Below are 24,385 nucleotides of genomic sequence, written 5' to 3' on the forward strand. Positions count from 1 at the left end.
TTGGCCTATGGATGACTCAGACTACTTACGCCTGCTGACCATCGCGGCCGAGCAAGCCAACGCCTTCCTTTCCAATGCCCGCAAATGGGAGCGTGAGCGTTGGGTCTGCCAACGCCTGCTGCAAGGCTTGAACATCCCCTACCGCGCCGACGAGTTCAGCCCGGCGGGCGAGCCGCCAGACGTGCTGTTTCGCGAGGCCAATTTCGAAGTCTTCTTCGTGCTCGACGAAGGCCGACGGCTCAATGACGAGTGGCGCGACGAACTGCAACGTCGGCGCAGCGCCTTCTCCCTGAGCCAACTGGTGCGCCGCGAAGCCAAGCCCAGGCGCATTCCGGCCAACGAGTTCTTGTTGCGATTGGCGCCAACCTTGCGCAAAAAAGCGCACAACTACAAAGAACGCGGCATGGACCTGGGCGAACTGGACATCATCGCCTTCGCCAGCCTCAAGCGCGAAGTACTGGACCTCAACAGCCACTTCCCGCCCCCCACCGAATACCTGCGCCAGGGCTGGCGCTCGTTGTCACTGGTCGGTCCGACCTTCGCCCGCGTGTTGTTTGCCCACCCCGACGCCCCGGACTTTCTGCGCGGCAACCTGGGCCGCAGCATTGTCTTCGACGTCGGAATCAGTCTGTGAGCCCTATGCCGGACTGAGTGCCGACAGATTGTCGACACGTTCAGGGGGCGGACATGGTGCAATCAGCGCTGCAATGTTACAAAGTGGCAACATTCGCCTGGGTGACACCCTGTGCATCGGCCCCCTGCCCGCGAGCGGCTATGCTCCGTCCAATGCCGACCAGCGTATAACCTGGCTGCGCGCTGTAGCTTCCATACATTTAGCAACGTCTACCTGACGAGGCCTTATATGACCAGCCGCCTGAACCCCGACGACCAACAGCATGTCGAAGAGTACCTGCAACTGTCCCAGCACCGAGTCGAGCGCCGGCCTTTCCGGCCGTGGATGCTCCTGGTGGTGGTGCTGGCAGTGACCATTGGCCTGGGCCTGTTGAGCCGTCTTATCAGTTACCTGACGCTATGAGCCGCGTAGCGCTCGCTCGGGTAATTGCACCGATTTCTTTTAGCCTTGCGAGATATCCCCATGACTCATCGTATTGTCATCGTTGGCGGCGGCGCCGGCGGCCTGGAGTTGGCTACCCGTCTGGGTAAGACTCTGGGTAAACGCGGCACGGCCAGCGTAATGCTGGTCGACGCGAACCTGACCCACATCTGGAAACCCCTGCTGCATGAAGTGGCCGCCGGTTCCCTGAACTCCTCCGAAGATGAACTCAACTATGTTGCCCAGGCCAAATGGAACCACTTCGAGTTCCAGCTCGGGCGCATGAGCGGGCTCGATCGGGCACAGAAAAAAATCCAGCTGGCCGCGACCTACGACGAACACGGCCTGGAACTGGTTCCGGCCCGTGAAGTGGCCTACGACTCGCTGGTGATTTCAGTCGGCAGCACCACCAACGACTTCGGCACCCTGGGCGCGGCGCAACACTGCCTGTTCCTCGACACCCGCAAGCAGGCCGAACGCTTCCATCAACAGCTGCTCAACCACTACCTGCGCGCCCACGCCGGACAGACCGACCAGGTCGAGCAAATCAGCGTGGCCATCGTCGGCGCGGGCGCCACAGGGGTCGAACTGGCCGCCGAACTGCACAACGCGGCCCATGAGCTGGCAGCCTATGGCCTGGACCGGATCAAGCCGGAAAACATGCACATCACCCTGATCGAGGCCGGGCCACGGGTATTGCCCGCCCTGCCCGAGCGTATCGGTGGGCCTGTGCATAAAACCCTGGAGAAACTCGGGGTCAATGTCATGACCAATGCGGCGGTCAGCGAAGTGACGGCTGACAGCCTGATCACGGCTGATGGCAAAACAATCAATGCCAGCCTGAAAGTCTGGGCAGCAGGCATACGCGCACCGGGCTTCCTCAAGGACATCGACGGCCTGGAAACCAACCGCATCAACCAACTGCACGTGTTGCCAACCCTGCAAACCACCCGCGACGAGAATATTTTCGCCTTCGGTGATTGCGCCGCGTGCCCGCAACCCGGCACCGATCGCAATGTGCCGCCACGGGCCCAGGCCGCCCACCAGCAAGCCTCGCTGCTGGCAAAGTCGCTGAAACTGCGGATCGAGGGCAAGCCCCTGCCGAGCTACAAATACACCGATTACGGTTCGCTGATCTCGTTGTCGCGTTTTTCGGCTGTGGGTAACTTGATGGGCAACCTCACCGGCAGCGTGATGCTCGAGGGCTGGTTGGCGCGGATGTTCTACGTGTCGCTGTACCGCATGCACCAGATGGCGCTGTACGGACCGTTCCGCACGGCAATGCTGATGCTGGGCAGCAAGATCGGACGCGGGACCGAGCCGCGGCTGAAGCTGCACTGACTCAATCCTGCGTGGGAGCGAGCTTGTTCGCTCCCACATTTTATTTTCATCGCCGGGAGGATCGCTTTTCAGCAGACAAAAAAAATCCCCGTATCTTTCGATACGAGGATTTTTAATATGGTCGGGGTAAGGGGATTCGAACTCCTGACATCCTGCTCCCAAAGCAGGCGCGCTACCGGACTGCGCTATACCCCGGTAAAAAAAAGGCACCTTTTAAAAGGCGCCTTCTTCGATCAGTGCTTTTGGCCTCTGATCTTAAGATTCGATTCCAGCGTTAACTGGTTTCAAAAATGGTGGGTCGTGTGGGATTCGAACCTACGACCAATTGGTTAAAAGCCAACTGCTCTACCAACTGAGCTAACGACCCAAAAATGGTCGGGGTAAGGGGATTCGAACTCCTGACATCCTGCTCCCAAAGCAGGCGCGCTACCGGACTGCGCTATACCCCGGTTTGAAATTGGCTCCGTGACCAGGACTCGAACCTGGGACCCAATGATTAACAGTCATTTGCTCTACCGACTGAGCTATCACGGAACTACATATTTCAATTACAACATTTGACGCTTTACTGCACTCTCTTCGACCTGTTCGCATCGCTGCGTTCGTGTGTCTGAGGCGCGCTATTCTACAACCTTAAACACCTCTGTCAACCCCCTAAATTGCTTTCAAGACACTGATTTGCAACTTATTTCAGATTTCTTCTTGGGGAGAAGAAACCCTTGGAGCGACTTACTGCGGGGCGCACTTTACAAGCCTTTTCCTTACAGTTCAACACCCTAAGAAAAAAAAGGTCTGCTAAACGAAGGTCAACCCTTATAGGAGCAGCCGGTCGACGCTCGAGCGCTCGCGATGGGCGTTAACGATAATGCGTACTTTCTGACTCAACGCGTTGCTCTTGAGTCCATCGCGAGCGTGCTCGCTCCTATAAAAAAGGCCCCGCAATGCGGGGCCTCCTCCATTAACGCTGGGCAAACGGTCAGTTGAAAACGATCTCGTCGTTCGCAACAGTGGCCGTCACGCTGCTGCCTGGCAGGAAACTGCCGGACAGGATCAGCTGTGCCAACGGGTTCTCGATCCAGCGCTGGATCGCTCGTTTGAGCGGCCGTGCGCCATAAACCGGGTCGTAACCCACCGCAATCAACTTATCCAGCGCCTCACTGCTCAGCGCCAGACTCAGTTCGCGCTCGGCCAGACGGCTGCGCAGGCGGCCCAACTGGATTTCGGTGATGCCGGCAATCTGATCACGGGCCAGAGGCTCGAAGATCACTACTTCATCGATACGGTTGATGAACTCCGGACGGAAGTGCGTCGATACCGCATCCATCACCGCCGCACGTTGCGCTTCACGATCACCCACCAGTTCCTGGATCTGTACCGACCCCAGGTTGGAGGTCATGACGATCACCGTATTGCGGAAGTCCACGGTGCGCCCATGGCTGTCCGTCAGGCGGCCGTCTTCCAGCACTTGCAGCAACACGTTGAACACGTCCGGGTGGGCCTTCTCGACCTCGTCCAGGAGGATCACCGAGTAAGGCTTGCGACGCACCGCCTCGGTCAGGTAACCGCCCTCTTCATAGCCCACATAGCCTGGTGGTGCGCCGATCAAGCGGGCCACCGAGTGTTTCTCCATGAACTCGGACATGTCGATTCGTACCATCGCCTCTTCGGTATCGAAGAGGAACTCGGCCAGGGCCTTGCACAGCTCCGTCTTGCCCACCCCGGTAGGGCCCAGGAACATGAATGAGCCGCTTGGGCGATTCGGGTCGGACAACCCGGCGCGGGAACGCCGCACGGCGTTGGCCACTGCCACGACCGCCTCGTTCTGGCCAATCACACGCTGGTGCAACAGGCTTTCCATCTTCAGCAGTTTGTCGCGCTCGCCTTCGAGCATCTTCGACACCGGGATGCCGGTCCATTTCGACACGACCTCGGCGATCTCTTCTTCAGTCACCTTGCTACGCAGCAACTGGTTTTCGCTCTTGCCATGCTGGTCGACCATTTGCAGGCTGCGCTCCAGATCCGGGATCACCCCGTACTGCAACTCGGCCATGCGGTTCAGGTCACCCTTGCGACGCGCTGTTTCCAGTTCCTGGCGGGACTGTTCGATTTTTTGCTGGATCTGCGCGGAGCCCTGCACTTCGGCTTTTTCCGAGGTCCAGATTTCTTCCAGGTCGGAATACTCACGCTCCAGTCGAACAATCTCTTCCTGCAATTTCTCCAGGCGCTTGATCGCTGCTTCGTCGTCCTCTTTCTTCAAGGCCTGGGATTCGACCTTGAGCTGAATCAGCCGACGCTCCAGGCGATCCAGCACTTCCGGCTTGGAGTCGATCTCCATCCGAATGCGGCTGGCGGCCTCATCGACCAGGTCGATGGCCTTATCCGGCAACTGGCGATCGGTAATGTAGCGATGGCTCAACTTGGCCGCCGCGATGATCGCACCGTCGGTGATCGCCACCTTGTGGTGAACCTCGTAGCGCTCTTTCAGGCCACGCAGGATCGCAATGGTGTCTTCTTCACTCGGCTCATCCACCAGTACTTTCTGGAAGCGCCGCTCGAGGGCCGCGTCCTTCTCTATATATTGGCGGTACTCGTTGAGCGTGGTCGCACCCACGCAATGCAACTCACCACGGGCCAGGGCCGGCTTGAGCATGTTGCCGGCGTCCATCGAGCCTTCGCCCTTGCCAGCGCCGACCATGGTGTGCAGCTCGTCGATGAACAGAATGATCTGCCCTTCCTGCTTCGACAGTTCATTGAGCAAGCCTTTGAGGCGCTCCTCGAACTCGCCACGGTACTTGGCACCGGCAATCAGCGCGCCCATATCCAGCGAGAGCAGACGCTTGCCTTTGAGGCCGTCCGGCACCTCACCATTAATGATGCGCTGGGCCAGGCCTTCGGCAATCGCGGTTTTACCCACGCCTGGCTCACCGATCAGCACCGGGTTGTTCTTGGTACGGCGCTGCAGGACCTGAATAGTCCGGCGAATCTCGTCGTCACGGCCAATCACCGGATCGAGCTTGCCGTCTTCGGCGCGCTTGGTCAGGTCGACCGTGTATTTGTCCAGTGCCTGGCGCGACTCCTCGGCATTGGGGTCATTCACCGCCTCGCCGCCGCGCAGGTTATTGATCGCATTCTCCAGGGCTTTCTTGCTGACACCCTGGCCGAGCAGCAACTTGCCGAGCTTACTGTTCTCGTCCATGGCCGCGAGCAACACCAGTTCGCTGGAGATGAACTGGTCACCCTTCTGCTGGGCCAGGCGATCGGCTTGGTTGAGCAGGCGCGCCAGGTCCTGCGACATGTTCACGTCGCCGGTGGGGTTCTGGATTTTTGGCAACTGGTCGAGCTCTTTGCTCAACGCTTTGCGCAGGCTGTTGACGTCGAAGCCCACTTGCATCAGCAACGGCTTGATTGAGCCGCCTTGCTGCTCAAGCAGCGCTTGCATCAGGTGCGCAGGTTCGATGCCTGGATGATCGAGGCCTACGGCCAGGGATTGGGCATCGGATAACGCTAACTGTAATTTGCTGGTTAAACGGTCTATACGCATTGGTCACCTTCCTTTGAGCAGGCCGGAGCGATGGACACACCTAAATAGAGAAACCTGCCAGATACCTCACTAGATGCGGTCGATTCTGGGGGATTCAAGCGTCGTACAGTTGATACAGATCAGAAGAGTCTAGCGTTCCAGCCAGATCAGGGAGGCAAACCGACCCGTGCGAGGCGCGCGGCGGTAAGAGAAGAAGCGAGGATCGGTCACGGTACACAAACCGCCACCGTAGACGGCCGTGACACCGCACGCCGCCAGACGCAGGCGCGCCAGCAGGTAAATGTCAGCCATGAATTTGCCCGCATTGTGGCTGGGCACAAAAGCCCCGCTCGCTTGCGGCAGCTGCGCAATGAAAACGTCGCGAACTTCCGGGCCGACCTCAAAGGCTTTCGGGCCAATGGCCGGGCCGAGCCAGACCATGACCTGCGCCGGCTCCACCGCCAGGCTGTCGAGCGTGGCTTCCAGCACACCCGCCGCCAGCCCGCGCCAACCGGCATGGGCCGCGGCGACGCGAGTACCGGCACGGTCGCAGAACAACACCGGCAGGCAATCCGCCGTCATCGCCGTACAGGCGATCCCGGGCGTGGCCGTCCAGCTGGCGTCCGCCGTGGCGACCACCGCCGGGTCGGCGTGCGCCACGACAATCCCGTGAACCTGCTGCAACCAGGCCGGTTGAATAGCGAAGTGCTCGGTCAGGCGACGGCGATTCTCGGCCACCGCCACGGGGTTGTCGTCGACGTGATCGCCCAGGTTGAGGCTATCGAACGGCGCCAGGCTGACGCCGCCCGCACGGGTGGTGACACAGGCTTTGACCCCGGCCGGCGCGGGCCAGTCAGGAATCAGCCAGTCCATCATCCGATGAACGCCTCACGGTCCTGCTTGAGCAGCGTCAGCAACCAGACGAAATCTTCCGGCAATGGCGACTCCCAGCTCATGCGCTTGCCCGTGGTCGGGTGATCCAGTTCCAGGAAACGCGCATGCAGCGCCTGACGCGGGAAGTTTTTCAGGGACTCGACCATGGTTGGATTGGCTGCCGGTGGAATACGGAAACGGCCGCCGTAGGCAGGGTCTCCGACCAACGGGAAGTTGATGTGGGCCATGTGCACGCGAATCTGGTGCGTACGACCGGTTTCCAGCTTGACCCGCACATGAGTGTGGGAGCGGAAGCGTTCGAGCACGCGGTAATGACTCACCGCCTGCTTGCCGCCTTCCATCACCGCCATGCGCTGGCGTTGCTGGCCGTGACGACCGATGGGCGCGTTGATCTTGCCGCCCGCGGTGACCACGCCGATCACGATGCACTCGTAGATCCGGCTGACGCTGCGGCTCTGCAACTGTGTAACCAGTTGCGTCTGCGCCTGAATGGTCTTGGCCACCACCATCAAGCCGGTGGTGTCCTTGTCCAGACGGTGCACGATACCGGCGCGCGGCACATTGATGATGTCCGGCACGTGGTGCAGCAAGGCATTGAGCAACGTGCCATCGGCGTGACCGGCGGCAGGATGCACCACCAGCCCGGCAGGCTTGTTGATCACCAGGATGTCGTCATCTTCATAGACGATGTCCAGAGCGATGTCTTGAGCGACCCATTCGCCCTGAGCTTCCTGCTCGGCAGTCAGCTCGAGGATGGCACCGCCGTGGACGATGTCTCGCGGGCGGATAACCGCTCCATCCACAGTCAGGCGGCCGTCTTTGATCCAGGCGGAAAGGCGCGAGCGCGAGTGCTCAGCGAATAGTTGTGCAGCGACTTGGTCGAGGCGTTGGCCGCCCAATTCGGACGGCACCTCTGCGCGGAGTTCAATTTTATCGGACATGCTCAGACTAGGCGTCGGCACAGCCTTTGGTTTCGGCTGCGCGCTTGTGGTTAAATACGGCGTCTTTTGCCCCGAGGCTATTCAACGGGGCACTCATCATAACAGGACGGCCCCGCCCAAGACAGCGGCCGTCATAGGGACGCAAGCCGCCATGCAAGTGAAACACCTGCTGCTGATCGCCATCCTCGCATTGACCGCTGCTTGCTCGTCGAAGGAAGTCGTAGACGAAAACCTCAGCGAAGTCGAGCTGTACCAGCAGGCTCAGACCGATCTGGACAACAACAGCTACACCAGCGCCACCGCCAAGCTCAAGGCTCTGGAGTCGCGCTATCCGTTCGGTCGCTATGCGGATCAGGCCCAGCTTGAACTGATTTATGCCAACTACAAGAACGCCGAACCCGAGGCTGCCAAGTCTGCCGCCGAGCGTTTCATCCGTCTGCACCCGCAGCACCCGAACGTCGATTATGCCTACTACCTCAAGGGCCTGACTTCGTTTGACCAGGATGTCGGCCTGCTGGCGCGCTTCCTGCCGCTGGACATGACCAAGCGTGACCCGGGCGCCGCACGTGACTCGTACAACGAGTTCGCCCAGCTCACCAGCCGTTACCCGAACAGCCGCTATGCGCCGGACGCCAAGCAACGCATGATTTATCTGCGTAACCTGCTGGCGGCCTACGAAATCCACGTAGCCGACTACTACCTGACCCGCCAGGCCTATGTCGCCGCCGCCAACCGTGGCCGCTATGTGGTGGAGAACTTCCAGGAAACCCCGTCGGTCGGTGACGGCCTGGCCGTGATGGTCGAGTCCTACCAGCGCCTGCACCTGGACGAACTGGCCAGCACCAGCCTCGAAACCCTGAAGCTGAACTACCCGAACCACCCAAGCCTGGTGGATGGTCAGTTCGTACCCCGGGTTGCCGAAGCCGACAACCGTTCGTGGGCCAGCAAGGTCACCCTGGGCCTGATCGAGTCCCGTCCGCCGCTGCCGCCGGGTGAAACCCGCGCCAACCAGGACATCATGCGCCAGTATCAGAACGCCAAGGACGCCATTCCGCCCGAGCTCAAACCTCAAGACGGCGATGCTGCCGAAGAAGAGCAGCACGAAGCGGAAGGCAACAACGACGACCGCTCGTGGTTCAGCTACATGACCTTCGGCGTATTCGACTGATACCCGCCCGAGGCACCAGAGGGAGACTTTCGAGTCTCCCTTTTTTATTTCCGGGTTTTATAGCGCTGTGCGCTGGATGAGTCCTTGGCTAAACTGGCAAAACATTCGTCGAATAGCGGTTCACCATGCTTCGTTTACTGTTCTGGATTGCATTGATTACTGCTGCAGTATGGCTCTGGCGCAAGCTCAAGCGCCCCACCAATACCACCCAGCCGCCGAGCGAGCAAAACGCACCGCCCATGGTCCGCTGTGCCCATTGTGGCGTGCATCTGCCTCGCGACCGCGCGCTGAGCCTGCACCAGCAGTGGTATTGCAGCCAGGCTCATCTTGAGCAAGGCCCTGGCCCCGGTGATCGCTGAACCTGCACGATTGCTCGCCCCTGCCGCCTGCCCCGACCGACGGCAGGCACCCCAATGAACACCGCAATCGACCTGCTGGCGTCGACCGCCCGGCACAGAGAGTGAACAGGCTGAGGAACTGAAGGAATCGGATCGGCGTCTGAGACAGATTACTCACGGTCACAGTCATCGAATGAATCGGGCGATAGAACACCCCTCGCGGCCTTCCCGTCGCCGGCAAACGTTAGCCCATGGATGGACACAACGTTGAAGATGCCCCCAGCGCCAAGAGTCCTGATCGTTGATGACGAACCGGACATTCGCCAATTCCTCGAAATAGCCCTGGGTCGAATGAAACTCGACACCTCGACCGCCCGCAATGTCAGTGAAGCCCGAAGCCTGCTCAGCCACCAGCGATTCGACCTGTGCCTGACCGACATGCCGCTGCCCGACGGTACGGGCCTGGAACTGGTGCAACACATCCAACAGCGCCATCCACAACTGCCGGTGGCGATGATCAGCGCCAACGGTAGCCTGGAAATCGCCATCAACGCCCTGAAAGCCGGGGCTTTCGACTTTCTGACCAAGCCCGTGGACCTTGTACGGCTGCGAGAGCTTGTGGTCCGCGCAGTGCGCCAGCCGGCCGGCATTGCTCAACCCCTCGAGCGGCGCTTGCTCGGGGACTCGCTGCCCATGCGCAGCTTGCGCAAACAGATCGACAAACTGGCCCACAGTCAGGCCCCGGTGTACATCAGCGGTGAGTCCGGCAGCGGCAAGGAGCTGGTCGCCCGATTGATTCACGATCAAGGCTCACGCGCCGGCCAGCCGTTTGTAGCCATCAATTGCGGGGCCATTCCCGCGGAGCTGATGGAAAGCGAGTTCTTCGGCCATCGCAAAGGCAGTTTCAGCGGCGCCCTCGAGGACAAGCCCGGACTGTTCCAGGTGGCGAACGCAGGCACTCTGTTTCTCGATGAGGTCGCCGACCTGCCTCTGGCCATGCAGGTCAAGCTGCTGCGAGCCATTCAGGAAAAGGCCGTGCGCAGCATCGGCGGGCAGCAGGAAATGCCGATTGATGTGCGGGTACTCTGCGCCACACACAAGGATCTGGACGCGGAGGTGGCCGCCGGGCGCTTCCGTCAGGACTTGTACTATCGATTGAACGTGATTGAGCTGCGCGTTCCACCGCTGCGGGAGCGCCGTGATGATATCGAGCTATTGGCCACTCACGTGCTCGAACGCCTCGCGTCGCAGAGCAGCCTGCCGGTCGCTCACTTGCAGCCGCAAGCACTGGAGGCACTCAAGCGCTACCGTTTTCCGGGCAATGTCCGCGAACTGGAAAACATGCTGGAACGCGCGCATACGCTCTGCGAAAACAGACAGATCGGGGCGGATGACCTGCGCCTGGCAGAAGGCAACGGCAGGCGCGAAAGCGCCTTGCCAGACCTGACGAACATAGACAACCTCCCCCACTACCTGGAGCGCATCGAGCGCCAGGTGATTCTGCACACCCTGGAGGAAACCCGCTGGAACCGCACAGCGGCAGCCCAACGGCTGAGCTTGTCGTTTCGTTCGCTGCGTTACCGGCTCAAAAAGCTGGGCCTGGATTGAAACCACGCACATCGTGGCGAGGGAGCGTGCTCCCGCTCGGCTGCACAGCCGCCGCAAAGCAGGCATCCGAGGTATATCTGGAAGAACCGCAGATTGATTCTTGGGTCGCGAAAGGTGCCCGCAAGTGCAGGCACCCTCGCCACGCAGCCTCTAGAGGCGACCGGCCGGCGCATAAGGCGCTGGGTCGATAACCGGTTCGCGTCCCAACAGCACATCGGCGAACAACTGGCAGGACGCCGGCGCGAGCACCAGACCATTGCGATAATGCCCGCAGTTGAGCCACAGCCCGTAAAACCCCGGCACTGCGCCGATATAGGGTATCCCTTCTGGAGAGCCTGGCCGCAACCCGGCCCAATGACCGACCACCTCGGCCTGCGCCAACGCCGGGATCAGCTCGATCGCCGAGGCCTTAAGACTTTCCAGTGCGTCTTGCGTCGGGGTCTTGTCGTACCCCTCGTGCTCCAGGGTGCTGCCGATCAGAATATGCCCGTCGCGACGGGGAATGGCGTAACGGCCCTTGGCCAGAACCATGCTCGACAGGAAGTCCGACGCGCACTTGTAGAGAATCATCTGCCCCTTGACCGGCTCGACCGGCAGCACCAGGCCTAGGGTCTTGAGCAGGTCCCCGCTCCAGGCGCCCGCGGTCAGCACCACCTGATCGCCATGGATTGGGCCCAGCGCACTCTCGACGCCTACGACTTTAGCGCCCTCACGAATGAACCCGCTGACCTCGCACTGCTCGTGAACGGTCACGTTGGGCAACGCCAGCAATGCCGCCTTGAGGGACTTCACCAAGCGCGGATTACGGACGTTGGCCACATCCGCCATGTAAATCGCCCGGGAAAAACCTGTGCCCAGCACCGGTACGGCATCGCGGGTGGCCGAGATATCCACAGGGCTCAGTGGACGATTTTCCCGTTTTGCCCAGGCCAGCGCTTCGGCTTCGTCTTCCAGGTCCAGCCAGTACAGGCCCGTGGTGTGAACTTCAGGATCGACGCCGGTACTGGCGAACAGTTGCTCGGCCAGTTGTGGATAAAAGTCTTGGGACCAGTGGGCCAACGCCGTGACGGCCGGGCTGTAGCGCCACGGGTACAGCGGCGAAACAATACCGCCGCCGGCCCAGGACGATTCCCGGCCAAGGTCCGAGCGATCCAGCAGGACAACGCGCTCTACATGGGGCGCCAGATTAAACGCCGTCAGCAGGCCAATTACCCCGCCGCCGACAACCACCACTTGCTGTTGCTTGGCCATCATCTGATCCAACCATTAAGAAGACAGAGGGCGCAGCGTGCGCCCGAAGAAGGTACTCAGCGCCCCCAGCAATCTTTGCTGGTCAACCCGTCAGCCGCGTTACTCATGCCCATCACGCCCGTGTTGGTCAGCGTGAAATCGCCACATTTGTCAGTGGCCATGCTGGCGTCGGCTTTACGCACGGCGGTCAGCAGGAAGGCCTGGTCAGTCAAGGTCGCGGTAATACTGTAGAACTCGTTGCCCGCGCTCAGCCCCGGAGCGTTGGTGTACACCGAGTTTTTCGAATAGAACCGCTCAAGCGTCTGCGCCTGCTCGGACAGCAATCCGGCAATCTCGGTGCGGTGGGTTTTCTTCACGTACTCGGTCAGCAGCGGAGCGGATATGGTCAGCACAAGCCCGATGATCGCGATCACAATCATGATTTCGATCAGGGTAAAACCTTGGTTGAATCTACGCATTGCCTCAACTCTCACTTACTGTATTTGTCGCCACATGATTCGACGGCTGCCACCTGCCTGTTCAACCTGGGAGGTCGTACCGTCGCTGGAATCGTTCACGCTCTCGCCGTCCTCGCCGTCGAGTGCCGGGATTTCACCAATGAAGACTACCCCTTCGGAGGGCGTGTCGACGCTGTCGACCTGACCATCGCCGTTGGTGTCGAGCATCTTACCGCTGAACGCATCGGATTCGCCCGGTTTGCCGCTGTCAAAACGCCAACAAGGCGTCGATGAGGCCACACCTGCCAGGTTGAACATGAGCCAGCCCTTCACCCGCCAGACCTGGAACCGGGCATCCTGGTAGCCCGCGGGCATACCCCGCACTACCTTGCACTGCCAGAGCGAAGGTAAATCCGACGCGGATGAAGTGCATGCGAAAGCGACCAGGCCAAGCCCCAGCCATCCGCGACGCCAACCAGAACCGGGCTCAATATTTGGCATAGATACTCTCTACCACGCTACGCGAGTGACCAGCCAAACCAACTGCGGTGACCCGGTACAGGGTGGCCGGGGTATTGAGCGGGACATTCACCGCGCCCGAACTGACACCGAGGTTCTGCACCCCGTAAAAGCCGCTGCCAGCGGCGATCCAGGTGACGCCCGAGGTCGAATTGAACCCGGCGGTGGTGACGGTCGAGGACTCGGCGGGCGGTGCGCACCGGGTGTGATTTGCGCACTCCGCCAAGTGGTAGTTGCTGCGCTGCACCGCACTTTCACCGATGCGCAATGCCGCTTCCGCCCCCTGGAATGACTGGTTGCGCAAGGTCACGCCAGCGACCATCTTTTCCTGGAGCGTGGCGCTCTGCATCGACGCCAGACCGATCATGGTCAGCAACAACAGAAACACCAGGCTCATCAGCAGCGCCATGCCACGTTGGGCGTTTGCCGCAAGGAGCGCAGACAGCATCGACATACCCTCTACATCAGTCGGTTGCGCAAGGCGGCAACCACATTGAACGTTTGATCGCGCACGCGATGCTGAGGGTCCGTCAGGGTCAGGCTGATCCGCACACTGCGGATCAGCGCTGGCTCGACGGGGTTTTGGCTGTAGCGGGAAACAGCAATGTCAGTGGCACTGTCGGCAATACCAAAGCTGACATCAAAGGCGCTGACATTGCTCACCAGAGCCGCCGTTCTGGTGCCGGTGGTCAGCAGAATCTCACCATCTCGCAAGCGGTAATCCAGGCGGCGAATCGGTAATGCCAACTGCCCGGCGGCTGGGGCGTGGCGCTGGGTGTAGGCCGTTGCACCGGTCCGGCAGTCTGATACCACGGTCCAGGTGGGCACGCTGCCCTTGCCGCCGACATCCGACGTCACCAGGGTCAGTTGGCGCGCGGCGTTATCCCAGCGGATGGGCGTGGCGCGACTGGCCGCGAAGTCGCCGGCGGCACTGGCATCAACGATGGTCTCCAGGCAGCCGAACATACCAACCATGCGAATTTCCTGAATCATCTTGCTCAGGACATAGCGCGCATCCTCCTGCATCCCGGCAGACGCGCTCTGGCTGAGGTAGGTGTTTTTTGCCGAAATGAAGACCTGTGCCACCCCCAGCACCAACGTCAGGCTGATCGCCAGAGCGACCATCAACTCGATCAGGCTGAATCCACGACACGAGCCCTTCATGGCGCGCCCACCGGGTCAGTGGTCGCGCGACTGCTCAACACAAAACTGCGGCGGCCGTCCGGAGTGCCGGCGGCACGGGAGTCATCCCAGGAGATGGTGATGGTATACACCCGCTGGTTCAGGCTGATGCTGCCCGTGGCGGTCGGACCGCCAAAGGCGGTGATGTTGCGGGTGAAGTCATGCAGGTCCTGATCCCGGGCGAGCGCCAGGTTGCCCGCCGTCGGTGGCGTGATGCTGTAGTCGGCCCCTGAGTTGGCGCGGATCCGGTCCATCATGTCGTAGGCAATGAAACTGGCCTGGCTGGTCATCAGCGAGCTGTCGGTGTATTTGAGCGCCTTGAGCTGAATCGCTGCCGCCCCCAATAGCCCGACGGCCAGTATCACCAGCGCTACCAACACTTCGATCAGTGTCATGCCGTCCTGTGCACGTAGCCCCTTCATCCGCAGCTTCCACCCACGACAATCCGTCCGTTCAAACACACGCTCAGCGTCCGGCTCGAGCGTCCCAATACGTAATGGATAACCACTGCCTCATCCATCCCCGACAGCCCGCCCATTTCGTCGAAGTCGATACAGGCCACTCCCGAGGTTAGTGTCAGAGTCGCTGCGCTGCTCATCGCAGGAACAACCCGCAATACATTCGCCGGTATGCCTGTGCTGTCGTACACCGCCAGCTCCGCGGTCCAATCGTTCCCGCCCGCAGTTGGCTGAACCCGTGTAGGGCGTGAACGGTTGATCGCCTCCAACCGGGCGTAGTTGAGCGCGCGCTGCAAAGCGCCTATCTCGGTATCGGCCCGGGTGTTCTGCACCACACGAGTAAACGCTGGGATGGCCAGGGAGATCACGCTCAATAGAACGGCGAAGGTCACCAGCAACTCGATCAACGTGAAACCTTTTGTACGACGATTCATCACTCCCCTTCGCTGCCAACGGCTACACCTAGCGAACGCGTCGAACGTTTGTCCGGGTGCGCTCGCGCCCATCCACACGAACTCCAGGGAAGGAGATTTTATGTGCCAGAAAGGCTTCGGCCTGATCGAACTGCTTATGGGACTGGCAATCGCCACGATCGTTCTGCAACTCGTCAGCCCGGTATTCAGTGAGTTAACGGAATCAATGCGCCGGGAGAGTGCCGCGCAGTTACTTGCCAGTGGCCTGCGCAACGCCCGCACCGAAGCGCTGGTGCGTAATCAGGCGGTGGTCGTTCATGGCTTGAACGATGACTGGGGGCAAGGTTGGCGGGTGATTCTGGACATCAGCGGCCAAGGTCATCAGGACAACAGCAACCCGCTGTTGCTGCAGCGCCAGACCGGTACACCGCTGCCGATCGCCGGCAATCAAGCCGTGAAGCACTTTGTGCGCTTCAGCAGCCTGGGCGAGCCGCTATTGCACAATGGCGGGTTTCAAGCCGGGACGCTGCACATCTGCGCGACCGGCAAACCGGTCAGCCACCATCAGGTGGTGCTGTCCAGAAGCGGTCGCGTCAGTTTGCGCAGCGACAAAGCCGAGCAGGCCTTGTGTGCGAGGAGTACAGCCTCAGAGCAGGGAGCGAACCCGTAGTTCCTTGGGCATGGAGAACGTGATGTTCTCCTCGCGACCGGCCAGCTCATCGGCACCGGTGGCGCCCCAGGCATGCAACTGTTCGATCACACCACGCACCAGGACTTCCGGTGCCGAAGCGCCGGCCGTGATACCAATACGCTCGACACCATCAAACCAGCTGCGCTGCATGTCTTCGGCACCATCGATCAGGTACGCCGGAGTGGCCATGCGCTCGGCCAGCTCACGCAGGCGGTTGGAGTTGGAACTGTTCGGACTGCCCACCACTAGCACCACATCGCATTCGTCGGCCAGTTGCTTGACCGCATCCTGACGGTTTTGCGTGGCGTAGCAGATGTCGTCTTTGCGTGGACCACCGATGGCCGGAAAACGCGTGCGCAAGGCATCGATCACACGGCTGGTGTCGTCCATCGACAAGGTCGTCTGGGTGACAAAGGCGAGCTTGTCCGGGTTGTGCACCTGCAGGGCGGCCACGTCGTCTTCGTCTTCGACCAGGTAGATCGCGCCACCATTGCTGGCGTCGTACTGGCCCATGGTGCCTTCCACTTCCGGGTGTCCGGCATGGCCGATCAGGATGCATTCGCGGCCGTCGCGGCTGTAGCGCGCCACTTCGATATGCACCTTGGTGACCAATGGGCACGTTGCATCGAATACCTTCAGGCCACGGCCTGCGGCTTCGCTGCGAACGGCCTGGGAGACGCCGTGAGCACTGAAAATCACGATGACGTCATCCGGCACCTGATCCAGTTCTTCGACAAAAATCGCCCCACGGGCGCGCAGGTCTTCCACGACGAATTTGTTGTGGACCACTTCGTGACGCACATAGATCGGCGGCCCAAAGACTTCCAGGGCGCGGTTGACGATTTCGATCGCCCGGTCCACACCGGCGCAGAAGCCACGGGGGTTGGCGAGTTTGATTTGCATGCTGTGCCTCGTGTCTTGCCCTGTAGGAGCGAGCTTGCTCGCGAAAAACTCAAAGACACCGCGTTTATCCAGGATATACGCGTCATCGTTAACGATCATCGCGAGCAAGCTCGCTCCTACAAAAGGCCGGCTTAGTCGGTTAGAGCGCTTTGACGTCGATGATCTCTACGTCAAAGGTCAAGGTCTTGCCGGACAACGGGTGGTTGAAGTCGATGGTCACTTGCGCGTCATCGAATTCCTTCACCACACCTGGCAGCTCGGTATTGGCCGCATCGTTGAAGATCACCAGCAAGCCCGGGGACAGTTCCATATCCTGGAACTGCGAACGCGGAATGATCTGTACGTTCTGCGGGTTGGGCTGGCCAAAGGCGTTTTCCGGCGCGATGGTCAGTGTACGCTTGTCGCCGGCCTTGAAGCCGAACAGCGCCGCTTCGAAACCTGGCAAGAGGTTGCCATCACCGACCTTGAAGGTCGCCGGGGCCTTGTCGAAGGTGCTGTCGACCGTGTCGCCGTTCTCCAGGCGCAATGCAAAGTGCAATGTGACTTCCGTGTTCTGACCGATGCGTTGCTCAGCCAATGCCTGTTCAGTCATGAACGGTTTCTCCGGTTTTCTTGCTTTTGAACATATCCAGCGCGAGCATCACCGCCCCGACACTGATGGCGCTGTCGGCAAAGTTGAACGCCGGGAAATACCAGCGGTTCTGCCAATGCACCAGAATGAAGTCGATCACATGGCCCAAGGCAATGCGGTCGTAAAGATTACCCAGCGCGCCACCCAGTACCAGTGCCAAGGCAACGGCCAGCCAGGTTTCATTGCGCCCCAGGCGCTTGAGCCAGACCACCAGCACCGCACTGACCCCGATGGCGATCAGGGCGAACAACCAGCGCTGCCAGCCGGAGCTGTCAGCCAGGAAGCTGAAGGCCGCGCCCGTGTTGTAGGCCAGGGTCCAGCTGAAGTAATCGGGGATCACCACGATTTGCTGGTACAGGGTCAGCGAGCTTTCGAAGTAGAACTTGCTGGCCTGGTCGATGACCAGGACCAGCAGGCTCAACCAAAGCCAGCTCAGTCGTCCGAAACGACCCGCCGCATTAGGCATAGTGACGAACCTCGCCGGCACCGCTGATGTTGTCGACGCAACGACCGCAGATTTCCGGATGCTCAGGGTTCACGCCGACGTCTTCACGGCAGTGCCAGCAACGGGCGCACTTGGCATGGCTCGACTTGACCACTTTGAGCTTCAGGCCGCTGACTTCGGTAACCACTGCGTCGGCCGGCGCCTGCGCGAACGGTGCAACGCTGGCGGTGGAGGTGATCAGGACGAAGCGCAGTTCGTTGCTCAGCTTGGCCAGGTCGTCGCTCAGGGCGTCTTCGGCAAACAGCGTCACTTCGGCTTGCAGGTTGCCACCGACGGCCTTGGCCGCACGCTGGATTTCCATTTCCTTGTTGACCGCGACCTTGACCGCCATGATCCGGTCCCAGTACGCGCGACCCAACTCGAAGCCTTCCGGCAGTTCGGTCAGACCTTCGTACCAGGTATTGAGCATCACCGATTCGTTGCGCTCGCCTGGCAGGTACTGCCACAGCTCGTCAGCGGTGAAGGCCAGGATCGGGGCGATCCAGCGCACCAGCGCCTCGGAGATGTGGAACAGCGCGGTTTGCGCCGAACGACGGGCCTTGCTGTTGGCGCCGGTGGTGTACTGGCGGTCCTTGATGATGTCCAGGTAGAAACCGCCCAGCTCCTGCACGCAGAAGTTGTGCACCTTGGAGTAGACGTTCCAGAAGCGGTATTCGCCGTAATGCTCTTGCAGCTCGCGTTGCAGCAGCAAGGTACGGTCCACGGCCCAACGGTCCAGCGCGAGCATTTCTTCTGCCGGCAGGATGTCGGTGGCCGGGTTGAAACCGGTCAGGTTGGACAGCAGGAAGCGCGCGGTGTTACGGATACGCCGGTAGGCGTCCGCACTGCGTTGCAGGATCTGGTCGGAAACCGCTATTTCGCCCGAGTAGTCAGTGGATGCAACCCACAGGCGCATGATGTCGGCGCCCAGGGTGTCGTTGACCTTTTGCGGCGCGATGACGTTGCCCAGGGACTTGGACATCTTGCGGCCCGCTTCGTCGACGGTGAAACCGTGGGTCAGCAGCTCGCGGTACGGCGCGTGGTTATCGATGGCGCAACCGGTCAGCAAGGACGAGTGGAACCAGCCACGGTGCTGGTCCGAACCTTCCAGGTACAGGTCGGCACGCGGGCCGGCCTCATGGCCCATCGGGTGCGAACCGCGCAGGACGTGCCAGTGCGTGGTGCCCGAGTCGAACCAGACGTCCAGGGTGTCGCTGATCTTGTCGTACTGTGGCGCTTCATCGCCCAGCAGCTCGGCGGCGTCCATCTTGAACCAGGCTTCGATGCCTTCGGCTTCGACACGCTTGGCCACTTCTTCCATCAGCTCGACAGTGCGCGGGTGCAGCTCGCCGCTTTCCTTGTTCAGGAAGAACGGGATCGGCACGCCCCAGTTGCGTTGACGGGAGATGCACCAGTCCGGACGGTTGGCGATCATCGAGTGCAGACGCGCCTGGCCCCAAGCCGGCACGAACTGGGTGTCTTCGATGGCTTTGATCGCACGTTTGCGCAGGGTGTCGCCCGCGACAGGCTCTTTGTCCATGCCGATGAACCACTGCGCGGTGGCGCGGTAGACCAGCGGGCTCTTGTGGCGCCAGCAGTGCATATAGCTGTGTTCGATGACGCTGGTGTGCAGCAGCGCGCCGACTTCCGACAGCTTGTCGACGATGGCCGGGTTGGCTTTCCAGATGAACTGGCCACCGAAGAACGCAAGCGTAGGCACGTAAACGCCGTTGCTTTGCACCGGGTTCAGGATGTCATCGTTGACCATGCCATAGTGCTTGCAGGTCACGAAGTCGTCGACGCCATAGGCGGGCGCGGAGTGAACCACGCCAGTGCCGGCGCCCAGCTCAACGTACTCGGCCAGGTAAACCGGCGACAGGCGGTCGTAGAACGGGTGACGGAAATTGATCAGTTCCAGCGCCGCACCGGTGGCGGTGGCGATGACCGAACCTTCCAGGCTGTAGCGCGCCAGGCAGGACTCGACCAGCTCTTCAGCCAGCACCAGCAGCTTGTCGCCGACGTCGACCAGGGCGTAGTTGAACTCGGGGTGAACGTTCAGCGCCTGGTTGGCCGGGATGGTCCACGGGGTGGTGGTCCAGATCACGATCGAAGCCGGCTTGCCCAGGGACGGCAGGCCGAACGCGGCCGCCAGCTTGGCTTCATCGGCGATCGGGAACGCGACGTCGATGGTCGAGGACTTCTTGTTCTCGTACTCGACTTCCGCTTCCGCCAGGGCCGAACCGCAGTCAAAGCACCAGTTCACAGGCTTGAGGCCCTTGAACACAAAACCACCCTTGACGATTTCAGCCAGGGCACGGATTTCACCGGCCTCGTTCTTGAAATCCATGGTCTTGTACGGGTTGGCGAAGTCGCCCAGCACACCCAGGCGGATGAACTCGGACTTCTGGCCTTCGATCTGCTCGGTGGCGTAGGTACGGCACAGCTCACGGGTTTTATCCGCGGTGAGGTTCTTGCCGTGGGTCACTTCGACCTTGTGCTCGATCGGCAGGCCGTGGCAGTCCCAGCCCGGAACATAAGGCGCATCGAAACCCGACAGGGTTTTCGAGCGGATGATCATGTCCTTGAGAATCTTGTTGAGCGCGTGACCGATATGAATGGTGCCGTTGGCGTACGGAGGACCGTCGTGCAGAACGAACTTTGGACGATCCTTACCAATCTCACGCAACTTCTGGTACAGGCCAATGCTGTCCCAGCGCTGCAGAATCTGCGGTTCGCGCTGAGGCAGGCCGGCCTTCATTGGGAAGGCGGTGTCCGGAAGGTTTAGCGTGGCTTTATAGTCGGTCATTTAAGGCTCTTCATTAGCGATGGGCGCTAGGTGCGGCATAGGCACGGGCGGCGGCGACATCCGCATTGATCGCCGTCTTAAGCGCCTCCAGAGAGGCGAAACGCTGCTCTTCACGCAGCTTTTGGTGGAAAACCACCGTCAAACGCCGGTCATACAGATCGCCGGCAAAATCTAGAACATGAATTTCCAGGTGGGCTTTGCCATCACCTGCGACCGTTGGCCGAACGCCGATATTGGCGACACCCGGCCAGGTCTTGCCGTCGATGTCGACGCTGACCAGGTAGACCCCGGACAGTGGCACACGACGACGCTTGAGTTGCACATTGGCCGTCGGCGTACCCAGTTGGCGCGCCAGCTTCTGCCCATGCAAGACCCGCCCGGCAATCCGGAACGGACGACCGAGCAAGCGCTCGGCCAAGGCGAAATCAGCGGCCGCCAGGGCATTACGCACCTGGGTACTGCTGACACGCAAACCCTCGAGTTCAACCGTCTGTGCGGCTTCAACCGTAAACCCGTGAACCTTCCCGGCCTGCTGCAGGAAATCGAAATCCCCTGCCCGGTCACAGCCGAAACGGAAGTCGTCACCGACCTCAAGATGCTGTACGCCCAGGCCGTCGACCAGGATGGTCTCGACGAACTCGGCGGCGCTGAGCTTGCTCAACCGCTGGTTAAAGGCCAGGCATAGCACCCGGTCAACACCTTCGTCAGCCAGCAGCTGCAACTTGTCGCGCAAGCGTGCCAAGCGGGCAGGCGCGGTGTCGGGCGCAAAGAATTCACGCGGCTGCGGCTCGAAAATCACCACGCAGCTGGGCACGCCCAACTCAAGCGCACGTTCGCGCAGCCGGCCCAGGATAGCCTGGTGGCCACGGTGAACACCGTCAAAGTTGCCAATAGTGGCGACGCAGCCCCGATGCTGGGGGCGCAGATTGTGGAGGCCTCGAACCAGCTGCATAACGCGCTTCTTGCTCATAAAGTGGTCGATTATAACCACACCCGGCGGCCGACGACAGGCAACACCGTAACCCAAAGTGATCGAACCGACAAAACCGCCATCCGAGCCGCCATTATTGAGCCAATGTCCTTAGCTCAACGCCTTGCGGTTGAAGTCCCGCAGGCGGAAACCCAACAGCGCCAGCATGCCGAAATACGCGACCACGCCGGCAACCACCAACGCCCCCAGGCGCAGGAAACGCTCCAGCATGCCGCCCTCGCCCCAGGCCGGCATGAAATGCATCAGCCCCAGCAGCACCGCCGACATCACGCCCACGGCCAGCACCAGCTTGAGGCTGAACTTCCCCCAGCCCGGTTGCGGTTGATACATCTTCTGCTTGCGCAGCTGATAGAACAACAATCCCGCATTGAGGCAGGCGCCGAGACTGATGGCCAGCGCCAGGCCTGCGTGTTTCAGAGAACCGATCAGGGCCAGGTTGAACAACTGGGTGACCACCAGGGTGAAAATCGCGATTTTTACCGGGGTGCGGATGTTCTGTTGTGCATAAAAGCCCGGCGCCAGCACCTTGATCAGGATAATCCCGAGCAACCCCACCGAATAGGCCACCAGTGCGCGCTGAGTCATGGCGGCATCAAAGGCGCTGAACTGACCGTACTGGAACAGCGAAACGGTCAGCGGCTCGGCCAGGATCCCCAGCGCCAGGGCGCACGGCAATACCAGCACACAACACAGGCGCAGGCCCCAGTCGAGGATGCGCGAGTACTCGTGACGGTCCTTGTTGGCGTAGGTCTTGGCCAGGGTCGGCAGCAGAATGGTCCCCAGCGCCACCCCCAGCACACCGGATGGCAACTCCATCAAGCGATCGGCGTAGTACATCCAGGACACCGACCCCGCCACCAGAAACGAGGCAAAAATAGTATTGATGATCAATGAAATCTGACTGACCGAAACCCCGAGGATCGCCGGCAGCATTTGCTTCATGACCCGCCAGACGCCGCTGTCGCGCAGATTCAGGCGCGGCAGCACCAACATGCCGATTTTTTTCAGGTGCGGCAGCTGATAGAGCAACTGCGCCAGGCCACCAGCCAGTACCGCCCATCCGAGGGCCATGACCGGCGGATCGAAGTACGGCGTCAGGAACAGCGAAAAGATGATCATGGCGACGTTGAGCAGCGTCGGCACGAAGGCCGGTACCGAAAAACGGTTCCAGGTGTTGAGGATGGCCCCGGCCAGCGAGGACAGCGAGATCAGCAATATATAAGGAAACGTCACTCGCAACAGGCTGGTGGTCAGCTCGAATTTTTCCGGAGTATCAACAAAACCGGGGGCTGTAGCCCAGATCACCCAAGGCGCCGCTACCACCCCGAGCACAGTGACCAGCGCCAGCACCAGCGTCAGCAAACCGGAAACGTAAGCAACGAAAGTCCGCGTCGCCTCCTCGCCTTGCTGGCTTTTGTATTCCGCCAGGATCGGCACGAACGCCTGGGAAAAAGCCCCCTCGGCAAAGATCCGCCGCAGCAGGTTGGGCAGCTTGAAGGCAATGAAAAAGGCGTCCGTGGCCATGCCGGCGCCGAAAATGCGGGCGATGAGGGTGTCACGGACAAACCCCAGAACCCGGGAAATCATCGTGATAGAGCTGACGGCAGCCAAGGATTTGAGCAGGTTCATTGAAGAGTTTTGTGCCTGTCGATAAACAGCAGGCGAACAATGCGCCTACTTATGCGATACTCCGCGCCGCAACAGCACAGAGCCAAAGCTCGCGAGTTTACAGGTCGTACGCCGGAATGAAATATCCCGGTGATTTATACCTACCACTTAGCGGAACGTCTCAACCGCCCTTGACAAGACTTCAACTCATCGGCATGATTCGCGGCCTATTTTGTTTGCTATTTCCCAAAAAGTCTTTCGAGGAGCTCGACGGTGGCCAACACACCTTCCGCCAAAAAACGTGCAAAACAGGCTGAGAAGCGTCGCAGCCACAACGCCAGCCTGCGTTCCATGGTTCGTACCTACATCAAGAATGTAGTTAAAGCCATCGACGCAAAAGACGCTGCTAAAGCGCAAGCCGCTTACGTTCTGGCCGTGCCTGTTATCGACCGTATGGCCGATAAAGGCATCATCCACAAGAACAAAGCTGCTCGTCATAAGAGCCGCCTGAATGGCCACGTCAAGGCTCTGAACGTTGCCGCTGCTGCCTAAGCGACACGCTCATTAAAAAACCGACCTCAGGGTCGGTTTTTTATTGCCTGTGATTCAGTGATCGCAGCGCAAAAAAATGGGAGCGGACCAAGCCCGCCCCCACATTTGGATCTTCGTTTACTTATTGAGCGTGCGCCCAAGGCAAAATCGGAATCGCCGTCACCGCATTCTGAGGACTACCCTCGATCAAGCGATCGCTGTAGACCAGATACACCAGGGTATTGCGCTTCTTGTCGAGGAAGCGCACCACCTGCATGGTCTTGAACACCAGGGAGGTACGCTCCTTGAACACCTCATCACCATCCTTGAGCTCACCCTTGAAGCTGATCGGACCAACCTGACGACAGGCGATGGACGCCTCGGCCCGGTCTTCCGCCAACCCCAACCCACCCTTCACCCCGCCCGTCTTGGCGCGAGACAGGTAGCAGGTCACACCATCCACCTTCGGGTCATCGAACGCCTCAACGACGATACGATCGTTTGGCCCAACGAACTTGAACACCGTCGACACCTGACCAATTTCCTCCGCCGATGCCAGCAGCGGCATCGCCAGCAACAACCCCAACAATCCTTTCACCATGCGCATACGCACTTT

At 60.4% G+C, this 24,385-nt stretch carries 25 protein-coding genes and 4 tRNA genes; 8 read left to right on the plus strand and 21 right to left on the minus strand.

Annotated elements, in window-relative coordinates:
• The first annotated feature begins 7 nt into the window (after nucleotides 1-7).
• From CKW29_RS17870 to CKW29_RS17880, 3 genes are all read left to right on the plus strand, one after another.
• On the plus strand, nucleotides 8-634 hold the full coding sequence (locus CKW29_RS17870; protein ID WP_095080799.1) for a DUF1780 domain-containing protein: 627 nt from the start codon (nucleotides 8-10) through the stop codon (nucleotides 632-634).
• Between the two features lie 228 nt (nucleotides 635-862).
• Entirely contained in the window at nucleotides 863-1,036 is a 174-nt protein-coding gene (locus CKW29_RS17875; protein WP_095145492.1) for a DUF3094 domain-containing protein, read from the plus strand.
• Between the two features lie 60 nt (nucleotides 1,037-1,096).
• Nucleotides 1,097-2,395 (plus strand): NAD(P)/FAD-dependent oxidoreductase, encoded by a 1,299-nt coding sequence (locus CKW29_RS17880; RefSeq protein WP_095148908.1) that lies wholly within the window; start codon nucleotides 1,097-1,099, stop codon nucleotides 2,393-2,395.
• Nucleotides 2,396-2,513: 118 nt separating this feature from the next.
• Here the strand turns inward: CKW29_RS17880 and CKW29_RS17885 are convergent.
• The 7 genes from CKW29_RS17885 to rluD form a co-directional block, all read right to left on the minus strand.
• Nucleotides 2,514-2,590, minus strand: a tRNA-Pro gene (locus CKW29_RS17885).
• A 96-nt stretch (nucleotides 2,591-2,686) separates the two neighbouring features.
• Nucleotides 2,687-2,762: transfer RNA gene (locus tag CKW29_RS17890), tRNA-Lys, on the minus strand.
• A gap of 5 nt (nucleotides 2,763-2,767) precedes the next feature.
• Nucleotides 2,768-2,844 (minus strand) — tRNA-Pro (locus tag CKW29_RS17895).
• Nucleotides 2,845-2,853: 9 nt separating this feature from the next.
• Nucleotides 2,854-2,929 (minus strand) — tRNA-Asn (locus tag CKW29_RS17900).
• 442 nt (nucleotides 2,930-3,371) lie between these two features.
• The gene (gene clpB / locus CKW29_RS17905) at nucleotides 3,372-5,936 is read right to left on the minus strand and encodes an ATP-dependent chaperone ClpB (protein WP_095145490.1); all 2,565 of its coding nucleotides are present in this window, start codon (nucleotides 5,934-5,936) and stop codon (nucleotides 3,372-3,374) included.
• Nucleotides 5,937-6,065: 129 nt separating this feature from the next.
• Nucleotides 6,066-6,791, minus strand: coding sequence for a peptidoglycan editing factor PgeF (pgeF, locus tag CKW29_RS17910; RefSeq protein WP_095145489.1), 726 nt, complete (start codon nucleotides 6,789-6,791; stop codon nucleotides 6,066-6,068).
• Nucleotides 6,788-7,750 carry a 23S rRNA pseudouridine(1911/1915/1917) synthase RluD gene (gene rluD, locus CKW29_RS17915; RefSeq protein WP_093230124.1) on the minus strand — a complete coding sequence of 321 codons (963 nt, stop codon included), beginning with the start codon at nucleotides 7,748-7,750 and terminating at the stop codon, nucleotides 6,788-6,790. Before rluD ends, pgeF begins: the two co-directional genes overlap by 4 nt.
• 151 nt (nucleotides 7,751-7,901) lie before the next feature.
• Between rluD and CKW29_RS17920 the strand changes: the two genes are divergently transcribed.
• The 3 genes from CKW29_RS17920 (at nucleotide 7,902) to CKW29_RS17930 (ending at nucleotide 10,864) form a co-directional block, all read left to right on the plus strand.
• Nucleotides 7,902-8,918, plus strand: coding sequence for an outer membrane protein assembly factor BamD (locus CKW29_RS17920; RefSeq protein WP_095145488.1), 1,017 nt, complete (start codon nucleotides 7,902-7,904; stop codon nucleotides 8,916-8,918).
• Nucleotides 8,919-9,043: 125 nt separating this feature from the next.
• Nucleotides 9,044-9,277, plus strand: a complete 234-nt coding sequence (locus tag CKW29_RS17925; protein ID WP_095145487.1) for a PP0621 family protein — start codon at nucleotides 9,044-9,046, stop codon at nucleotides 9,275-9,277.
• A 252-nt stretch (nucleotides 9,278-9,529) separates the two neighbouring features.
• A complete protein-coding gene (locus CKW29_RS17930) occupies nucleotides 9,530-10,864 on the plus strand; it encodes a sigma-54 dependent transcriptional regulator (RefSeq protein ID WP_095145534.1) in 1,335 nt (444 codons plus the stop codon).
• A gap of 150 nt (nucleotides 10,865-11,014) precedes the next feature.
• Here CKW29_RS17930 and thiO read toward each other — a convergent pair whose 3' ends face one another.
• The 7 genes from thiO to CKW29_RS17965 all read right to left on the minus strand — a co-directional run bounded on the left by thiO (nucleotide 11,015) and on the right by CKW29_RS17965 (nucleotide 15,145).
• Nucleotides 11,015-12,115, minus strand: coding sequence for a glycine oxidase ThiO (thiO, locus tag CKW29_RS17935; protein ID WP_095145486.1), 1,101 nt, complete (start codon nucleotides 12,113-12,115; stop codon nucleotides 11,015-11,017).
• A gap of 56 nt (nucleotides 12,116-12,171) precedes the next feature.
• Complete coding sequence (locus CKW29_RS17940; protein ID WP_095145485.1) at nucleotides 12,172-12,573, minus strand: type IV pilin protein; 402 nt, start codon at nucleotides 12,571-12,573, stop codon at nucleotides 12,172-12,174.
• 15 nt (nucleotides 12,574-12,588) lie between these two features.
• Nucleotides 12,589-12,927, minus strand: coding sequence for a hypothetical protein (locus tag CKW29_RS17945; protein ID WP_095148909.1), 339 nt, complete (start codon nucleotides 12,925-12,927; stop codon nucleotides 12,589-12,591).
• A gap of 112 nt (nucleotides 12,928-13,039) precedes the next feature.
• Complete coding sequence (locus CKW29_RS17950; RefSeq protein WP_371850798.1) at nucleotides 13,040-13,519, minus strand: PilX N-terminal domain-containing pilus assembly protein; 480 nt, start codon at nucleotides 13,517-13,519, stop codon at nucleotides 13,040-13,042.
• A gap of 11 nt (nucleotides 13,520-13,530) precedes the next feature.
• Nucleotides 13,531-14,235: a PilW family protein gene (locus CKW29_RS17955; RefSeq protein ID WP_095148911.1), complete on the minus strand. Its 705-nt coding sequence runs from the start codon at nucleotides 14,233-14,235 to the stop codon at nucleotides 13,531-13,533.
• The gene (gene pilV / locus CKW29_RS17960) at nucleotides 14,232-14,675 is read right to left on the minus strand and encodes a type IV pilus modification protein PilV (RefSeq protein ID WP_095145481.1); all 444 of its coding nucleotides are present in this window, start codon (nucleotides 14,673-14,675) and stop codon (nucleotides 14,232-14,234) included. Before pilV ends, CKW29_RS17955 begins: the two co-directional genes overlap by 4 nt.
• Nucleotides 14,672-15,145 carry a GspH/FimT family pseudopilin gene (locus tag CKW29_RS17965; RefSeq protein WP_095145533.1) on the minus strand — a complete coding sequence of 158 codons (474 nt, stop codon included), beginning with the start codon at nucleotides 15,143-15,145 and terminating at the stop codon, nucleotides 14,672-14,674. Before CKW29_RS17965 ends, pilV begins: the two co-directional genes overlap by 4 nt.
• A 100-nt stretch (nucleotides 15,146-15,245) precedes the next feature.
• Here CKW29_RS17965 and CKW29_RS17970 point away from each other — a divergent pair, with 100 nt between their 5' ends.
• Nucleotides 15,246-15,794 (plus strand): GspH/FimT family pseudopilin, encoded by a 549-nt coding sequence (locus CKW29_RS17970; protein WP_095145480.1) that lies wholly within the window; start codon nucleotides 15,246-15,248, stop codon nucleotides 15,792-15,794.
• Here CKW29_RS17970 and ispH read toward each other — a convergent pair.
• The 6 genes from ispH to murJ all read right to left on the minus strand — a co-directional run bounded on the left by ispH (nucleotide 15,771) and on the right by murJ (nucleotide 23,259).
• Complete coding sequence (gene ispH, locus CKW29_RS17975; protein WP_095145479.1) at nucleotides 15,771-16,718, minus strand: 4-hydroxy-3-methylbut-2-enyl diphosphate reductase; 948 nt, start codon at nucleotides 16,716-16,718, stop codon at nucleotides 15,771-15,773. The genes CKW29_RS17970 and ispH overlap by 24 nt on opposite strands.
• A gap of 139 nt (nucleotides 16,719-16,857) precedes the next feature.
• Complete coding sequence (gene fkpB / locus CKW29_RS17980) at nucleotides 16,858-17,295, minus strand: FKBP-type peptidyl-prolyl cis-trans isomerase (RefSeq protein WP_176465325.1); 438 nt, start codon at nucleotides 17,293-17,295, stop codon at nucleotides 16,858-16,860.
• A 7-nt stretch (nucleotides 17,296-17,302) separates the two neighbouring features.
• The gene (lspA, locus tag CKW29_RS17985; RefSeq protein WP_095145477.1) at nucleotides 17,303-17,815 is read right to left on the minus strand and encodes a signal peptidase II; all 513 of its coding nucleotides are present in this window, start codon (nucleotides 17,813-17,815) and stop codon (nucleotides 17,303-17,305) included.
• The gene (gene ileS / locus CKW29_RS17990) at nucleotides 17,808-20,639 is read right to left on the minus strand and encodes an isoleucine--tRNA ligase (protein WP_095145476.1); all 2,832 of its coding nucleotides are present in this window, start codon (nucleotides 20,637-20,639) and stop codon (nucleotides 17,808-17,810) included. The genes lspA and ileS overlap by 8 nt, the downstream gene beginning before the upstream one ends.
• A 13-nt stretch (nucleotides 20,640-20,652) precedes the next feature.
• Nucleotides 20,653-21,591 carry a bifunctional riboflavin kinase/FAD synthetase gene (gene ribF, locus CKW29_RS17995; RefSeq protein ID WP_176465320.1) on the minus strand — a complete coding sequence of 313 codons (939 nt, stop codon included), beginning with the start codon at nucleotides 21,589-21,591 and terminating at the stop codon, nucleotides 20,653-20,655.
• Nucleotides 21,592-21,720: 129 nt separating this feature from the next.
• Entirely contained in the window at nucleotides 21,721-23,259 is a 1,539-nt protein-coding gene (gene murJ / locus CKW29_RS18000; RefSeq protein WP_095145474.1) for a murein biosynthesis integral membrane protein MurJ, read from the minus strand.
• A gap of 252 nt (nucleotides 23,260-23,511) precedes the next feature.
• On the opposite strand from murJ, the gene rpsT reads away from it, so the two are divergent.
• Nucleotides 23,512-23,790, plus strand: a complete 279-nt coding sequence (rpsT, locus tag CKW29_RS18005) for a 30S ribosomal protein S20 (RefSeq protein WP_007901883.1) — start codon at nucleotides 23,512-23,514, stop codon at nucleotides 23,788-23,790.
• Between the two features lie 121 nt (nucleotides 23,791-23,911).
• Here rpsT and CKW29_RS18010 read toward each other — a convergent pair whose 3' ends face one another.
• Nucleotides 23,912-24,376, minus strand: coding sequence for a CreA family protein (locus CKW29_RS18010; protein ID WP_095145473.1), 465 nt, complete (start codon nucleotides 24,374-24,376; stop codon nucleotides 23,912-23,914).
• Nucleotides 24,377-24,385 lie beyond the last annotated feature (9 nt).

This window comes from Pseudomonas sp. Irchel s3a18, assembly GCF_900187535.1.
In the GTDB taxonomy this organism is placed as follows: domain Bacteria; phylum Pseudomonadota; class Gammaproteobacteria; order Pseudomonadales; family Pseudomonadaceae; genus Aquipseudomonas.

Coding starts and splice junctions, on each gene's coding strand:
- CKW29_RS17870 (WP_095080799.1), top strand. CDS start 8: ATGGATGACTCAGACTACTTACGCCTGCTGACCATCGCGGCCGAGCAA.
- CKW29_RS17875 (WP_095145492.1), top strand. CDS start 863: ATGACCAGCCGCCTGAACCCCGACGACCAACAGCATGTCGAAGAGTAC.
- CKW29_RS17880 (WP_095148908.1), top strand. CDS start 1,097: ATGACTCATCGTATTGTCATCGTTGGCGGCGGCGCCGGCGGCCTGGAG.
- clpB (WP_095145490.1), bottom strand. CDS start 5,936: ATGCGTATAGACCGTTTAACCAGCAAATTACAGTTAGCGTTATCCGAT.
- pgeF (WP_095145489.1), bottom strand. CDS start 6,791: ATGATGGACTGGCTGATTCCTGACTGGCCCGCGCCGGCCGGGGTCAAA.
- rluD (WP_093230124.1), bottom strand. CDS start 7,750: ATGTCCGATAAAATTGAACTCCGCGCAGAGGTGCCGTCCGAATTGGGC.
- CKW29_RS17920 (WP_095145488.1), top strand. CDS start 7,902: ATGCAAGTGAAACACCTGCTGCTGATCGCCATCCTCGCATTGACCGCT.
- CKW29_RS17925 (WP_095145487.1), top strand. CDS start 9,044: ATGCTTCGTTTACTGTTCTGGATTGCATTGATTACTGCTGCAGTATGG.
- CKW29_RS17930 (WP_095145534.1), top strand. CDS start 9,530: ATGCCCCCAGCGCCAAGAGTCCTGATCGTTGATGACGAACCGGACATT.
- thiO (WP_095145486.1), bottom strand. CDS start 12,115: ATGGCCAAGCAACAGCAAGTGGTGGTTGTCGGCGGCGGGGTAATTGGC.
- CKW29_RS17940 (WP_095145485.1), bottom strand. CDS start 12,573: ATGCGTAGATTCAACCAAGGTTTTACCCTGATCGAAATCATGATTGTG.
- CKW29_RS17945 (WP_095148909.1), bottom strand. CDS start 12,927: ATGCCCGCGGGCTACCAGGATGCCCGGTTCCAGGTCTGGCGGGTGAAG.
- CKW29_RS17950 (WP_371850798.1), bottom strand. CDS start 13,519: ATGCTGTCTGCGCTCCTTGCGGCAAACGCCCAACGTGGCATGGCGCTG.
- CKW29_RS17955 (WP_095148911.1), bottom strand. CDS start 14,235: ATGAAGGGCTCGTGTCGTGGATTCAGCCTGATCGAGTTGATGGTCGCT.
- pilV (WP_095145481.1), bottom strand. CDS start 14,675: ATGAAGGGGCTACGTGCACAGGACGGCATGACACTGATCGAAGTGTTG.
- CKW29_RS17965 (WP_095145533.1), bottom strand. CDS start 15,145: ATGAATCGTCGTACAAAAGGTTTCACGTTGATCGAGTTGCTGGTGACC.
- CKW29_RS17970 (WP_095145480.1), top strand. CDS start 15,246: ATGTGCCAGAAAGGCTTCGGCCTGATCGAACTGCTTATGGGACTGGCA.
- ispH (WP_095145479.1), bottom strand. CDS start 16,718: ATGCAAATCAAACTCGCCAACCCCCGTGGCTTCTGCGCCGGTGTGGAC.
- lspA (WP_095145477.1), bottom strand. CDS start 17,815: ATGCCTAATGCGGCGGGTCGTTTCGGACGACTGAGCTGGCTTTGGTTG.
- ileS (WP_095145476.1), bottom strand. CDS start 20,639: ATGACCGACTATAAAGCCACGCTAAACCTTCCGGACACCGCCTTCCCA.
- ribF (WP_176465320.1), bottom strand. CDS start 21,591: ATGCAGCTGGTTCGAGGCCTCCACAATCTGCGCCCCCAGCATCGGGGC.
- murJ (WP_095145474.1), bottom strand. CDS start 23,259: ATGAACCTGCTCAAATCCTTGGCTGCCGTCAGCTCTATCACGATGATT.
- CKW29_RS18010 (WP_095145473.1), bottom strand. CDS start 24,376: ATGCGCATGGTGAAAGGATTGTTGGGGTTGTTGCTGGCGATGCCGCTG.